This is a genomic window from Nocardioides palaemonis (assembly GCF_018275325.1).
Classification (GTDB): Bacteria; Actinomycetota; Actinomycetes; order Propionibacteriales; family Nocardioidaceae; genus Nocardioides; species Nocardioides palaemonis.
Genome location: NZ_JAGVQR010000001.1, coordinates 974820 through 987651, shown reverse-complemented (window position 1 = coordinate 987651; position 12832 = coordinate 974820). Strand labels below are relative to the sequence as shown.

Genomic DNA, 12832 nt, shown 5'->3' with positions numbered 1-12832 from the left:
CCTCCTCAGCTGGCCTGGGCCGTGCGGGGGGCGCGCTCGATGCGCGCGGAGACGTACTTGAGCGACAGGCCGACCTCGCCGAAGCGGTTGTCGACGACCACGACGTCCTTGGTGCGCTTCTCGCCGGTCTCCTTGTCAGCCCAGGCCTCGGTGCGCTCGAGGCCGTGGACGAAGATCGGGTCGCCGGATCCGCAGCTGTCGTGCACGTGGGTGGCGGCCGAGCCGAAGATCTTGACGTTGTGGGCGGTGGGCTCGTCGTTGACCCACTCCCCCTGGTCGTTCTGGGTCCGGCGGTTGACCAGGACACGGCAGCTGACGAACGGCTTGTTCTCGCGGGTGTAGAGCAGCTCTGGCGCCTCGGCCAGGTTGCCGGCGAAAGTGACGGTGGTCGACATGACTTCCTCCTAGGTGACGGCGAGGACGTTGAGTCCCGCAGTCACCTAGGTCCCGTCGGGGTCCGGCAGCGATCACATCTGCCGAACTAGTTGCTCGAGCTCGCGTGCAGCCGGTCATCCCCACAGCGCACAGAAGCGCCCCGACCGGCTCTCGGGTACCGGGTCGGGGCGCTGGGAAGGACGCTAGACGCAGCCACCGACACAACACGGTGCCGGCGGGCCCAGCTGGCCTACCGTGCCGTGCGGCGCCGCGGCGGGCGGTTGCTGAGCTTCTGCGGTGGCGGGGGCAGGTCTCGGCCCAGCCGCCGGCGGGCCTCCTCGGCCGCGGCGATGACTGCCTCCTGGGCGAACGCAGAGCGGGCGAGCATCCGGCCGAGCTCCTGGCGGTCGGCCACGAGTGCGTCTTCGACCGCCTCGATGGTCGAGGCCGGCAGGTCGTGCTTCTTGTTGAAGCTCTTGCGGGTCACGCTGACCAGGGCGGGATGGTTCTCGCCGGCGGCCGCGAGCTCGGCCCGCTTCTGCGGTGAGCGCTTGGCGTGCACCTCGAGCGCCTGGGCGAGCCATCCGACGAACGAGCCGGGTGAGTCGGCGTCGGTGTCCAGGTCGGCGATGTATGCCGATCGGGCGAGGTCCCACACGCCGGGCTTCCAGTAGATCCCGACCGGGATCGTGGTCTGGCTCGTCACCGGATCACTCCCCTGGCCTCGGCCGCCGGCGCCGCACTGCAGCGGCTAACACCAACGCCGCTGCATTCCCGGTCGGGGCCCTGCGCAGCCGTTCCCACCCTCGCTCGATTCCTTCCGTTCCAGCCAGCTACGAGGTGCAGCTGCGCCGCGCCGCCGCAGCGGAGTCCGCGCCCGGAGAGGCCGGGATTATCCCCACCCTCACCGGGTGCCCACCTTTCCACAGGTGCGCCCTGTGGCCCGGTAGGCGTCGGTCCCCGTTGGGAGACTTGGTCCTGTCAGTTCTTTCTATTCTACTCATGGAGGACAGCAGCATGACCGACACCATCCAGACCCCCGCCGACACCGCCGCCGACGCGGCCACCGAGGTCGTCCAGGCCGAGGAGTTCCTGTACCTCGACCCCGCCGACATCATCATCGGCACCAACGTCCGGACCGACCTGCGCGCCGACCACAAGGAGTTCCGCAAGTCGATCAAGGAGCGCGGCGTGCTGGAGGCCGTCACGGTCTACCGCAACGAGGACGGCCAGTACGTCCTGCTGCGCGGCCAGCGCCGCACCGTGACCGCCGCCGAGGTCGGCACCCCCACCGGCCTGATCCCGGCCCGCGTCGTCCCCCAGCCCGCCGACGCCGACCGGATCGGTGACCAGATGGTCGAGAACATCCACCGCGCCGGGATGCGCGAGGCCGAGATCGTCGCAGGCGTGGAGCAGCTGGCCCTGCTCGGCGTGAGCGCCGCGCAGATCGCCAAGCGCACCAGCATCGACCGCCCGACCGTGAACGCCGCCCTGGCGGTCACCAAGGCCGACCAGAGCCGCAACCGGCTCGACTCCGGCGACCTGACCTTGGAGGAGGCCGCGATCTTCGCCGAGTTCGAGCACGACCCCGAGGCCGTCGAGCGCCTGGAGAACGCCAAGCGGTGGCGGCGCTCGCTCGCCCACGAGGCCCAGCGGCTGCGCGACGAGGCCGCAGAGCGCGAGGCCGACGCCGCCGAGGTCGAGCGGCTGCGCGCCGAGGGCCTGCCGGTGCTGAGCGCCGAGGAGGTCCAGGAGGCCGACGAGGTGCTGCGCATCGAGCGGCTGGTCACCGAGGACGGCGAGCCGCTGCCCGAGGAGGAGTGGCCCAACGTCCCCGGCGCTCGCGTCCACGTCGTCAAGGAGTGGGTCTACCCCGAGGACGAGTACGACGAGGAGAGCGAGGACGGCGACGAGTCGGAGGACGAGGACTACGAGCCCGCCGAGCCCTACCAGCAGTACGTGCCGGTGTGGGTCGTGACCGACCTCGCCGCCTCCGGTCTGCGCCGTCGCGGCGTTTCCGGCAGCACCAGCGCCGACAGCAGCGACGAGGGCGAGAGCGAGGAGCAGGCCGAGGCCCGCCGCGAGGAGCGCCGCCGCGTGATCGCCAACAACAAGGCCTGGGCGAGCGCGGAGACGGTGCGCCGCGAGTGGCTGGCCACGTTCGTCGCCCGCAAGACCGCCCCGAAGGGTGCCGAGGCCCTGATCTGCGAGGCCGTCGTCACCGGACACCACTCGCTGAGCAAGGCCATGGACCACCGGCACCCGATGCTGTTCACGCTGCTGGGCGTCGACCGTCCGACCGGCTACTACGGCGCGGGGCACGACGAGTGCCACAAGATCGCCACCAAGGCGAGCACGCCGAAGGCCGCGACCATGACCACGCTCGCCGCCGTCATCGCCGCATGGGAGGCCACGACCGGCAAGCACTCGTGGCGCAACCCGACCGCGTGGGATGCCCGCGTGCTCGGCGCGCTCGTGGAGTGGGGCTACCAGACCAGCGCGGTCGAGCGGATCCTGCTCGGCGAGGAGCCGCAGACGAGCACCGGCGGCGACGAGCCGGAGGACGAGGCCAGCGGCACCGAGGCCAGCGACAGCGCCGCCTGACCGGGCTCCCCACTCCCCCACCTGAGGGCGGTTCGTCCTGTGGAGAACCGCCCTCAGTGGAATAGAAACCATAGAATGAACTCAGTTCGTTTGATCCGCTACCGGGAGGACCCCGACATGTCACACGAGATCGAGACCCACGGCTCGCAGGCCGCAGCCGTCTTCGCCCGCAAGGACGCCTGGCACCGCCTGGGCACCACCGTCCGCGACCGCGCGTTCACCGCCGAGGAGGCCATGAGGCTCGGCCACCTGGGCGGCTGGGACGTCCGGAAGTTGCCGCTCACCACCGCCGAGGTCAGCGAGGGCGGCGTCACCGCGATCGAGGTCCCCGGCTTCGCCACGGTGCGCACCAACCCGTTCACCGGCGAGCCCGAGGCGCTCGGCGTCGTCGGCGGCGGCTACACCCCGCTGCAGAACGAGGACCACGCCGAGTTCCTGAACCTGCTGGCCGACGAGTCCGGCGCGATCTTCGACACCGCCGGGTCGCTGCGCGGCGGTCGGCAGGTGTTCATCACGATGCAGCTGCCGGACTCGCTCACCGTCGGCGGCACCGACCGCGTCGACCTGAACATCGCCGCGCTCAACAGCCACGACGGGTCCAGCGCGTTCCGCATCCTCGTGACCCCGGTCCGCGTCGTGTGCGCGAACACCCAGAGCGCGGCCCTGCGCAACCACGAGTCGTCGTTCTCGATCCGGCACACCCGCAACGCCAAGGCCGCCGTTCAGGCCGCCCGCGACGCGCTCGGGCTGACGTTCACCTACGTCGACGCGTTCCAGGTCGAGGCCGAGCGGCTGATCCAGCAGACCATGACCGACGCCGCGTTCGACGCCCTGATCGACGCCACGTTCGGCAAGGCCGAGGCCAACGCCACCAAGCGAGTCCGCGAGACCGAGCGCCGTCGCCGCTCCCGGCTGCACTGGCTCTTCGCCGACGCCGAGACGCAGGCCGGCATCCGCGACACCGCGTGGGCCGGCTACCAGGCCGTGGCCGAGTACGTCGACCACTACGCCCCGGTCCGCACCAAGGGCGACGAGCAGACCGCCCGGGCCGCGCGGGTGCTCACCAGCGACGACCCAAACCGGATCAAGCGCCGCGCCTGGACCGCGCTCGCCCCGGCCTGACCGTCACGCCCGTTCCTCCGGTGGCGGGCTGAGACCCCGAGTCCGGCCCGCCACCGGCCCAACCGAAGGAGGAGCCATGACCGACACCACCACCACCGACGACACCACGGCGCAGGCCAAGCCCGTCGAGTGGCACGCCGTGGACGCCGACGACCGCTGGCCGGGTCGCTGGACCGCGCACACCGCCAGCGTCCACGCACACGGGCGGACGTACCTGATCCGAATCACCCCGGGCGACCACGCGACCTACCTCGACCCGGGCTTCTACGCCGACATCGACGGCGGCTACGGGCAGCGCTGGGGCATGCGCACCGCCACGCTCGACGAGGCCAAGCGCCGCGCGGTCGAGGACGTCCTGCGATGAGCCAGCCGACCGCCACCCCCGCCGACGTCGCGGCCCGTGCCGCCAAGGACCGGCACACCCTCAGCGAGACGGCCTGCGACCTGATCGTCATCGAGCACCGGCTGCGCGACGTGCGCCGCTGGACCCCCGAGACCGCCCGCGCCCACCTGGACGCGGCCCTGTCCAGCGTCGCCACGGCGCTGGACGCCCTGCACGCCGAGTACGCCACCCGCACCACCGAACAGGAGGAATGATGACCGAGCAGACCCAGCCGGACCCGACCGGCACCGTGATCAGCGAGCGCGACCAGCGCCGCATCCTCGCCGCCATGATGAAGATGCCGTACGCCGCCAGCAGCCGCGTCCCGAAGCCGTGGACCGCGATGGGCGAGACGGTCACCGCCGAGGCCGTCGTGGCGTTCCTCCACGGCCTCGCCGAAGTCCTGACCGATGTCTCGGCCGAGAACGACCAGCACCGCCGCCGCCTGTTCTCCCTCGAGGCCGACGTGCAGGCGTTCCGCCGCCTCATCGGCACCGCACCCGCCGAGGTGACCCCGTGAGCGCGCACATCGAGTGGCTGGCCGCCCGCGAGACCAGCCTCCAGGTCTTCACTCCCGGCGAGGACTGGGTGGGAGCCGGTGAGCACCGCCAACCGGTCCTGACCCTCGCCGGTGACGACGTGGTGGCGATCCAGGGCACGCCTGCCGAGTTGCGAGCGCTGGCCGCCCGCATCAGCGTCGTCGTCGCGGCCGCGTCCACAAGGCTCGACCGCGCCGCCGCGACCGACCGAGAGGACCAGCCAGCATGAGCGACGACGCCACGCTCCGCGCCCTTGAGGCCCGCGCCACCCCAGGCCCGTGGACTCCGCACGGCGACAAGATCCGCGCCACCGCCGCCGACGCCCTGATCCCGGACAACATCCTCGTCGCCTACGCCGGTGCTCACTGGCAGCGGCTCGGGATCAAGAAGTACCCGCGCGGGGGCGACGTTCCCGAGCACGCGCCCGACGTGGAGTTCATAGCCGCTGCCCGCACCGCGCTGCCCGACCGCCTCGACCGACTCGACCGCATCCGCGACCTGCACGCCAAGTGGGGCGACCAGGCACCCGAGGACGCGGACGGCTACCTCGACCTGTGGGAGACGCTCGGCCGACTCCTCGACGGCGAGCCAGCCTGACCAACAACCGCAAGGCCGCCCGCACCATCGACGGTGCGGGCGGCCTTCTGCGTCCGGCTGATCACCACAGGGTCAGTTGCTCCCCCAGCAGCTCCTGGAGCCGCGCGAGGTCGTCGGCTACGAGCTGCGGGTCCTCACGCGCCAGGTCGCGCAGTTCCCGCGCCCGCCGACGCGGCCCGCGCGGGTCCGCCAACGGGCTGTAGGGCAGCCGCCGCTGCACCGACCACTCACGCCGGTTCTGCGCCGCGCTCGACACCACGACGTGATCGGGTGCGATCCGCTGGCACAGCGGGTTGTGACAGCGATGCCCGAGCAGCCGCGCCTCCGCGAGCGCGTCAACGCCGTACATGACCGCGTACGCGAACCGGTGCGCGATGATCACCCGCCCCGGCGCGTACCAGAACCGGCCATGACCGCCGCCGTCCGTGCGCTCCCGCTCGGACCGACCGGCCACCGCGCCGGTCCACCACAGGCACTCACTGCCCGGCACCGTGGCGACCTTCGCCCGGTACCGCGTGAGCACCGCCGGATCGGCGATCGCTGCCGCGACCGCCGCGAGGCCGGCGTCATCCAGCCGCCGAACCGGCACCCGCTCCCCCACTCCCCGCAGCCGCCAGCGCGGCCGCGCCGTCGCCGCCCTGCTCGCCGCCGCCGTCCTTGGCCTGGGGCTCACTGGCCAGCCGCCGCAGCCGCGTGGCCTCCCGGACACTCACGGTCTCGCCGCACCACTCGACGGCCTCACTCAGAGACAGGCCCTCGCGCTCCGTCAACTCCCGCAGCGCCTCACCCGCGCGCTTCTCGGTCTCAGCCACCGCAGCGTCACGCTCACCGATTGCGACCATGACCCGCTCGGCCAGGTCGATCACCCGGCGCTCCCGCTCCTCGCGCTCGCGCCGCCGCTTCTCGGCCATCTCCCGCGCCGTACGCCGCGCCTGCTGCTTGATCGTCTGCTGACTCATCCGGTCCTCACTCGTGTCGACATGGACTCTGACAGTCACCTACGACATTTCGCCGTCCCCGAGCGATCACCGAACCCCAGAAACCTTCAAACCCGCTCCCCTCGCCCCATCCAGCCAGCCCGATCCGAACCCGACGCCCCAGCCGTCACCCACGCCCCTCAGCGTCCCCCCAGATTTCCGCGACCGACCAAGTGCCACACACCTCTTGCATTCTCGGTCTGCCGAATAGAAGGAACACATCAGAAATCCGGCCGAAAGTGATCGCACCGCGCGCCCGCGCGCACGTAGGGGACCGTGACGATGAGCCTCCACAAGCTGACGGCGGGGTCGGGGTACGACTACCTGACCCGCCAGGTCGCAGCTCTGGATGCCACCGACAAGGGCCACACCGGGTTGGCGAGCTACTACACCGAGAAGGGCGAGACCCCCGGCGTGTGGGTCGGCTCCGGCATGGAGGGCCTGGAGGGCCTCGACGCTGGCGACATCGTCACCGCCGACCACATGCAGAGCCTGTTTGGCTCCGGTCACCACCCGCTGGCCACCCAGCGGACCAAGGATCTGGACCTGCGCATCGGCCGCCCCATCGAAGGTGGCGGCGTCGCCCGGCCGACCGAGGCGGACTACAAGACGGCCCGGCAGCTCGGCACGCCGTACAAGGTCTACGAGAACGACATCAGCCCGTTCCGGATCGAGGTCGCCAAGCGCATCGCGGCCCTCAACGAGGCCGCCGGCCTGCCGGGTGACTGGCCGGTCCCCGCGGCCGATCGGGCCAAGGTTCGCACCGAGGTCGGGACCGAGTTCTTCCGTGCCGAGCACGGCCGCGAGCCCGCCGACGCCCGCGAGCTTGCCGCCGCGATCGCCAAGCACTCCCGCCCCAAGACCAACGCGGTGGCCGGCTACGACCTGACCTTCTCGCCGGTCAAGAGCGTCTCGGTGCTGTGGGCGATCGCCGACCCGAAGACCGCCGCGGTGATCGAGCGGGCTCACCAGGCGGCGATCAAGGACGCGCTGGACTTCATCGAGTCCAAGGCGCTGTTCACCCGCCGCGGCACCAACGGCGTCCGCCAGGTCGACGTCCGCGGCCTGGTCGCCACCGCGTTCACCCACCGCGACTCCCGCGCCGGCGACCCTGACCTGCATACGCACGTCGCGGTGGCGAATAAGGTCCAGACCCTCGACGGCAAGTGGCTGGCCATTGACGGCCGGCCGCTGCACAAGGCGGTCGTCTCGGCCTCGGAGACCTACAACACCGCGCTCGAGCGGCACCTGGTCGACGCCCTCGGCGTGCGTTTCGAGGAGCGCCCGAACGAGGACGCCCGCAAGCGGCCGGTTCGCGAGATCGTCGGCGTCGACCCCGACCTGAACCGCCGGTTCTCCAAGCGCCGTGCCAACCTGGAGGACCGCCGCAAGGTCCTCGCGGCCGCGTTCCAGGCCACCCACGGGCGGCCGCCGACGCCGGTGGAGACCATCCAGCTGTCCCAGCAGGCGACGCTGGAGACCCGCGAGGCCAAGCACGAGCCGCGCTCGCTGGCCGAGCAGCGCGAGACCTGGAACCGCGAGGCCGTCGAGGTGCTGGGCACGCCGCAGCGGGTCAAGCAGATGGTCCACGGCGCGCTGAACCCGAAGGGCGCAGCGCGGTCGCTGGCCGACTCGGCCTGGTTCGCCAAGACCACCGACCGGATCGTGTCGACGATGGAAGGAGCCCGGAGCACCTGGCAGTTCTGGCACGTCTACGCCGAGGCACAGCGGCAGGTCAGGGGCGCCAACGTGCCCACCAACCAGGTCTCCCAGGTGGTCGACCTGCTGGTCAGTGAGGTCCTCGACGGACGCTCGGTGAGCATGGCCCGCCCCTGGGACACCATCAGCGAACCGGCGGAGCTGCGCCGCGCGGACGGGGCCTCGGTCTACACCCAGAGCGGCGCCGAGCTGTTCACCTCGGGCAAAGTGCTGGGCGCCGAGGAGCGCCTGGTCGCGGCCGCCGGCCGCCACGACGGGTACGCCGTCTCGACCGACTCGGTCGACCTGGCGCTGCTCGAGTCGACCGCCAACGGCATCACCCTCAACGCCGGTCAGGCCACGCTGGTGCGAGAGATGGCCACCTCCGGGGCACGGCTGCAGCTGGCGATCGCGCCCGCCGGATCGGGCAAGACCACCGCGATGCGGGCGCTGGCCAGCGCGTGGGCTGACGGCGGCGGCACGATCATCGGGCTGGCGCCCTCGGCGGCGGCCGCGGATGCCCTGCGCTCGCAGATCGACACCCAGACCGACACCCTGGCCAAGCTGACCCACTCGCTGCAGGCGGCCCGCGAGTCCGGCGCCGCGATGCCGGCCTGGGTTGCCGGCATCGACTCCTCCACGCTGGTGGTCATCGACGAGGCTGGGATGGCCGACACCCTCTCCTTGGACGCGGCGGTCTCCTACATCCTCGAGCGTGGCGGCAGCGTCCGCCTGATCGGCGACGACCAGCAGCTCTCCGCGATCGGCGCCGGCGGCGTGCTGCGCGACATCCGCGCCACCCACGGGGCGCTGCAGCTGACCGAGCTCGTCCGGTTCAAGGACCCCGCCGAGGGTGCCGCCTCGCTCGCGCTGCGTGAGGGCAAGGCCGAGGCTCTCGGCTTCTACCTCGACCGCGACCGGGTCCACGTCGGCGACCTGGCGTCGATGACCGAGGAGGTCTTCGCCGCTTGGCAGGCCGACCGCGCGACCGGGCTTGACTCGATCATGCTCGGTCCGACTCGCGACCTGGTCAGCGAGCTGAACCAGCAGGCACGCGCCCACCGGCTCGAGGGAATCGACCCGGCCGACGTCGCTGCGAGCGGCCCGGTCCGCCGGCTCGCCGACGGGAACGAGGCCTCGATCGGCGAGCTGATCATCACCCGCGAGAACGACCGTCGCCTGCGTACTTCGGCCACAGACTGGGTGAAGAACGGCGACCGCTGGCACGTGCTGGAGATCCACGAGGGTGGCGACCTGACCGTCCAGCACACCCAGCACGGCCGCACCGTGCGGCTGCCCGCCGACTACGTCGCACGGTCCACCGAGCTCGGCTACGCGTGCACCGTTCACACCGCTCAGGGCGTCACCGCCGACACGATGCACGGCCTGGCCACCGGCAGCGAGTCGCGTCAGCAGCTCTACACGATGATGACTCGCGGCGCGCACGCGAACCACGTCTACCTCGAGGTCGTCGGGGACGGCGACCCGCACTCGGTGATCCACCCGACGCTGGTGCGGCCGCTCACGCCGACCGACATCGTCGAGTCGATGCTGGCCCGCGACGACGCCCAGCGGTCCGCGACCAGCCTGATCCGCGAGCAGGCCGACCCGGCCACTCGGCTCGGCGAGGCCTCGCAGCGCTACATCGACAGCCTCTACGTCGCCGCCGAGGACCTGCTGCGCCACGACACGATCGCCGGCGCCGACGGCACCCCGGTCAGCGTGGTCGACGCCCTGGACAACGCGGTCGAGACGCTCGTCCCGGGGCTCTCGGAGGAGGCGGCGTGGCCGACCCTGCGCGCCCACCTGCTGCTGCTCGGTGCCGCCGGGGAGAACCCGGTCGACGCGCTCCGGGCCGCGGCCGGCGACCGGGAGCTGGAGAGCGCGCACGACCGCGCCGCGGTCCTGGACTGGCGTCTGGACGCCTCGGGCCTGCGCAACGCCGGCGCCGGCCCGCTGCCCTGGATGCCCGCGGTCCCGGCCCGCCTGGCCGAGGACCCGCACTGGGGTGCCTACCTCACGCAGCGTGCTCACCTGGTCACCCAGCTCGCCGAGCAGGTCCACACCCGTGCCGCCGAGCAGTCCTCGCTGCCGGAGTGGGCGCAGAACGGTCTGCGGCCCGAGGCCGCCACGGTGGCCGACGTCGAGGTCTGGCGGGCCGCGATGCAGGTCCCGGTCGACGACCGGCGACCGACCGGGGCGCCGCAGCTGCAGAAGGCCTCCGCGACCTGGCAGCGACGACTCAACCGTGCCGTCACCGGAGACCACACGCCGGCGCTCAAGGAATGGCGCCAGCTGCTCTACTCGCTGGCCCCGCAGGTCCGAGACGACGCGTTCACCCCGCTGCTGGCCGAGCGCCTGGCCGCGATGTCTCGCGCCGGCGTTACCGCGCACGAGCTGCTGCGCACCGCCACTGCCCCCGACCACCCGGCCGGTCCGCTGCCCGATGAGCACGCCGCGGCGGCCGTGTGGTGGCGCATGGCCCGTCAGCTGACCCCGGCCGTTGCCGCTCAGATCGGCGACGGTTCCCACGGCGAGAGCGTCACCACCGAGTGGACTCCCCGACTGGTGGAGCTGTTCGGTCCCGAGCGGGCCGCGAGCATCCAGGCCAGCACCTGGTGGCCCGCGCTCGTCTCGAACGTCGACCACGGCGTTCAGCGCGGCTGGCAGGTCGACGCGCTGCTGGGTGCCGGGCGGGCGATGCCGAGCGACGGCTGGGACGGCGTCGACGAGTGCCAGGCGCTGGTCTGGCGGACCTCGATCGCGCTGGAGACCGCTCCCGACGAGCACGGGCACGAGGTCCCCTTCGACGAGCCGCCGGCCGACCTGTGGGAGGGAGTGGAGCCGGATCCGGCCACGGTCGTCGACCACGCGACCGATCACGACTGGGCCGACTGGCCGCTCGCCGAGGAGCCCGGCCCGTACAACGAGCACCTGGTCGACGAGGCCGACGAGCACCTGGTCGACGTCGTCGCCGGCGGCCCGGTCGACGCGAGCGATCCGGTCGATGAGGACCAGTACGTCGAGCCCGACCTCACCCTGTCGGCCTACCTCCGCGACCTGGGCGGCACCCGGCTGGAGCCCATCGACGCCGACCTCCGGCTGATGTACCAGCGGGCCGAGGAGTGGAACTCCTCCCCCGTCTCGCGTGAGCGCATGGTCGAGATCAACGACATGGCACAGGCGTTCTTCGAGACCCGTTTCGTCGACTCGTGGGGTCGCGACTACCTCACCGGCCGGTTCGGTGTCGACCTCGCCGGCGACGAGCGGTTCCGGCCCGGGCAGGCGCCGGCGGGGTGGACCAACCTGGTCGACCACCTGCGCGGCCGCGGTGTCAGCGACACCGAGATGGTGGCCACCGGGGTGGCGACCGAGGCCAGCACCGGCCGCCTCATCGACCGGTTCCGCGACCGGGTGATGTTCCCTGTGATCCACCAGGGCGAGGTGCTGGGCTTCGTCGGCCGCCGGCGCCCCGACCTCACCGATGCTGACAAGGACGGGCCGAAGTACCTCAACACCGCCGACACCCCGCTGTTCCACAAGGGCGCTCAGCTGTTCGGCGTCGTCGACGAGCTGCTCGCCGAGGGCGCCGTCCCGGTGATCGTCGAGGGGCCGATGGACGCCGTCGCCGTCACCATCGCCAGTGCCGGTCTCTACGTCGGCGTGGCGCCGCTGGGCACGTCGTTGACCGACGAGCAGGCCGCCCAGCTGGCTGCGGTCGGGCGCGACCCGATCGTGGCCACCGATGCCGATCTCGCTGGCCAGGTCGCGGCCGAGCGGGACTTCTGGATGCTCACCCCGCATGGCCTCGACCCCGGTTTCGCCCGGTTCCCTGACGGCCTCGACCCGGCCGACCTGCTCGCCCAGCGCGGCCCTGCCGCGCTCACCGCCGCGGTGGCCAGCGGTCAGCCGGCCTTCCGGTCGCTGGGTGACCAGCTGCTCACCGAGCGGCTCGACAACCTCGCCCCCGAACAGGCGCGGGTGGCGGCCATGAGGATCCTGTCGGCGCGTCCCAGCCGTGCCTGGGAGCCGGGCGTGAACCAGGTGCGGGCTCGGCTGCGGCTCTCCCAGATGCAGGCCCGCCAGGACCTGCGCGACGCGGTCAAGAGCTGGGATGCCGACCCGCGGAAGGCGGCGCTGACCGAGCTGCACAAGAGCAGCGAGGTCCGCGCTCGGCTTGCGGCCGCGGCCGAGCAGACCCCGGCCGAGCGCTGGGCGCCGCTGGCTCGCGAGCTCGACCCGCGCCTGCTCGAGCAGGGCGACTGGGCCGCCACCGCGGCGATGCTGGAGCAGGCCCACGAGCAGGGTCACGACGTCGGCGCCGCCACGCGCGGCCTGGTCGCCGAGAAGCCGCTGGGCGACAGCCCCGCCCGTGACCTGCGCTACCGGGTCATGTCCCGTCTCGAGCTCCCGATCGCCGACACCGGCGCCGGCAGCCCGGCGTCGACCACGTCGCAGGGTGCGGCCCGAGACCGGCAGGACGTCAACCGTCCGCGGCCGCCGCGCCCGGGCGCTCCGCGCCGCTGACCACCGACCTG

At 72.3% G+C, this 12832-nt stretch carries 12 protein-coding genes; 8 read left to right on the top strand and 4 right to left on the bottom strand.

Translation table 11 applies throughout. The features are described from left to right. Positions 1-5 precede the first annotated feature (5 nt). A complete protein-coding gene (locus tag KDN32_RS04730) occupies positions 6-395 on the bottom strand; it encodes a single-stranded DNA-binding protein (protein ID WP_211730931.1) in 390 nt (129 codons plus the stop codon). Positions 396-625: 230 nt separating this feature from the next. Further along, the gene (locus KDN32_RS04725; protein WP_211730930.1) at positions 626-1081 is read right to left on the bottom strand and encodes a hypothetical protein; all 456 of its coding nucleotides are present in this window, start codon (positions 1079-1081) and stop codon (positions 626-628) included. Between the two features lie 311 nt (positions 1082-1392). Here KDN32_RS04725 and KDN32_RS04720 point away from each other — a divergent pair, with 311 nt between their 5' ends. From KDN32_RS04720 to KDN32_RS04690, 7 genes are all read left to right on the top strand, one after another. Continuing rightward, positions 1393-2979, top strand: coding sequence for a ParB/RepB/Spo0J family partition protein (locus KDN32_RS04720; RefSeq protein ID WP_211730929.1), 1587 nt, complete (start codon positions 1393-1395; stop codon positions 2977-2979). Positions 2980-3096: 117 nt separating this feature from the next. Further along, the gene (locus tag KDN32_RS04715) at positions 3097-4101 is read left to right on the top strand and encodes a DUF932 domain-containing protein (protein ID WP_211730928.1); all 1005 of its coding nucleotides are present in this window, start codon (positions 3097-3099) and stop codon (positions 4099-4101) included. 76 nt (positions 4102-4177) lie between these two features. After that, on the top strand, positions 4178-4465 hold the full coding sequence (locus tag KDN32_RS04710) for a hypothetical protein (RefSeq protein WP_211730927.1): 288 nt from the start codon (positions 4178-4180) through the stop codon (positions 4463-4465). Continuing rightward, a complete protein-coding gene (locus KDN32_RS04705; protein ID WP_211730926.1) occupies positions 4462-4698 on the top strand; it encodes a hypothetical protein in 237 nt (78 codons plus the stop codon). Before KDN32_RS04710 ends, KDN32_RS04705 begins: the two co-directional genes overlap by 4 nt. After that, positions 4698-5003: a hypothetical protein gene (locus KDN32_RS04700; RefSeq protein ID WP_211730925.1), complete on the top strand. Its 306-nt coding sequence runs from the start codon at positions 4698-4700 to the stop codon at positions 5001-5003. The genes KDN32_RS04705 and KDN32_RS04700 overlap by 1 nt, the downstream gene beginning before the upstream one ends. Continuing rightward, positions 5000-5251 (top strand): hypothetical protein, encoded by a 252-nt coding sequence (locus KDN32_RS04695; RefSeq protein ID WP_211730924.1) that lies wholly within the window; start codon positions 5000-5002, stop codon positions 5249-5251. The genes KDN32_RS04700 and KDN32_RS04695 overlap by 4 nt, the downstream gene beginning before the upstream one ends. Further along, positions 5248-5619: a hypothetical protein gene (locus KDN32_RS04690; protein WP_211730923.1), complete on the top strand. Its 372-nt coding sequence runs from the start codon at positions 5248-5250 to the stop codon at positions 5617-5619. Before KDN32_RS04695 ends, KDN32_RS04690 begins: the two co-directional genes overlap by 4 nt. A gap of 61 nt (positions 5620-5680) precedes the next feature. Here KDN32_RS04690 and KDN32_RS04685 read toward each other — a convergent pair whose 3' ends face one another. Both KDN32_RS04685 and KDN32_RS04680 read right to left on the bottom strand, forming a co-directional pair. Then, positions 5681-6220, bottom strand: a complete 540-nt coding sequence (locus tag KDN32_RS04685; protein WP_307853711.1) for a hypothetical protein — start codon at positions 6218-6220, stop codon at positions 5681-5683. Next, positions 6186-6578, bottom strand: coding sequence for a hypothetical protein (locus KDN32_RS04680; RefSeq protein ID WP_249216356.1), 393 nt, complete (start codon positions 6576-6578; stop codon positions 6186-6188). Before KDN32_RS04680 ends, KDN32_RS04685 begins: the two co-directional genes overlap by 35 nt. A 300-nt stretch (positions 6579-6878) precedes the next feature. On the opposite strand from KDN32_RS04680, the gene mobF reads away from it, so the two are divergent. Then, on the top strand, positions 6879-12821 hold the full coding sequence (mobF, locus tag KDN32_RS04675) for a MobF family relaxase (protein WP_211730921.1): 5943 nt from the start codon (positions 6879-6881) through the stop codon (positions 12819-12821). The last annotated feature ends 11 nt before the right edge of the window (positions 12822-12832 follow it).

Excerpts from the sequence above, each read along its gene's own strand:
- KDN32_RS04730 (WP_211730931.1), bottom strand. The coding sequence starts at position 395 with ATGTCGACCACCGTCACTTTCGCCGGCAACCTGGCCGAGGCGCCAGAG.
- KDN32_RS04720 (WP_211730929.1), top strand. The coding sequence starts at position 1,393 with ATGACCGACACCATCCAGACCCCCGCCGACACCGCCGCCGACGCGGCC.
- KDN32_RS04715 (WP_211730928.1), top strand. The coding sequence starts at position 3,097 with ATGTCACACGAGATCGAGACCCACGGCTCGCAGGCCGCAGCCGTCTTC.
- KDN32_RS04710 (WP_211730927.1), top strand. The coding sequence starts at position 4,178 with ATGACCGACACCACCACCACCGACGACACCACGGCGCAGGCCAAGCCC.
- KDN32_RS04705 (WP_211730926.1), top strand. The coding sequence starts at position 4,462 with ATGAGCCAGCCGACCGCCACCCCCGCCGACGTCGCGGCCCGTGCCGCC.
- KDN32_RS04700 (WP_211730925.1), top strand. The coding sequence starts at position 4,698 with ATGACCGAGCAGACCCAGCCGGACCCGACCGGCACCGTGATCAGCGAG.
- KDN32_RS04690 (WP_211730923.1), top strand. The coding sequence starts at position 5,248 with ATGAGCGACGACGCCACGCTCCGCGCCCTTGAGGCCCGCGCCACCCCA.
- KDN32_RS04680 (WP_249216356.1), bottom strand. The coding sequence starts at position 6,578 with ATGAGTCAGCAGACGATCAAGCAGCAGGCGCGGCGTACGGCGCGGGAG.
- mobF (WP_211730921.1), top strand. The coding sequence starts at position 6,879 with ATGAGCCTCCACAAGCTGACGGCGGGGTCGGGGTACGACTACCTGACC.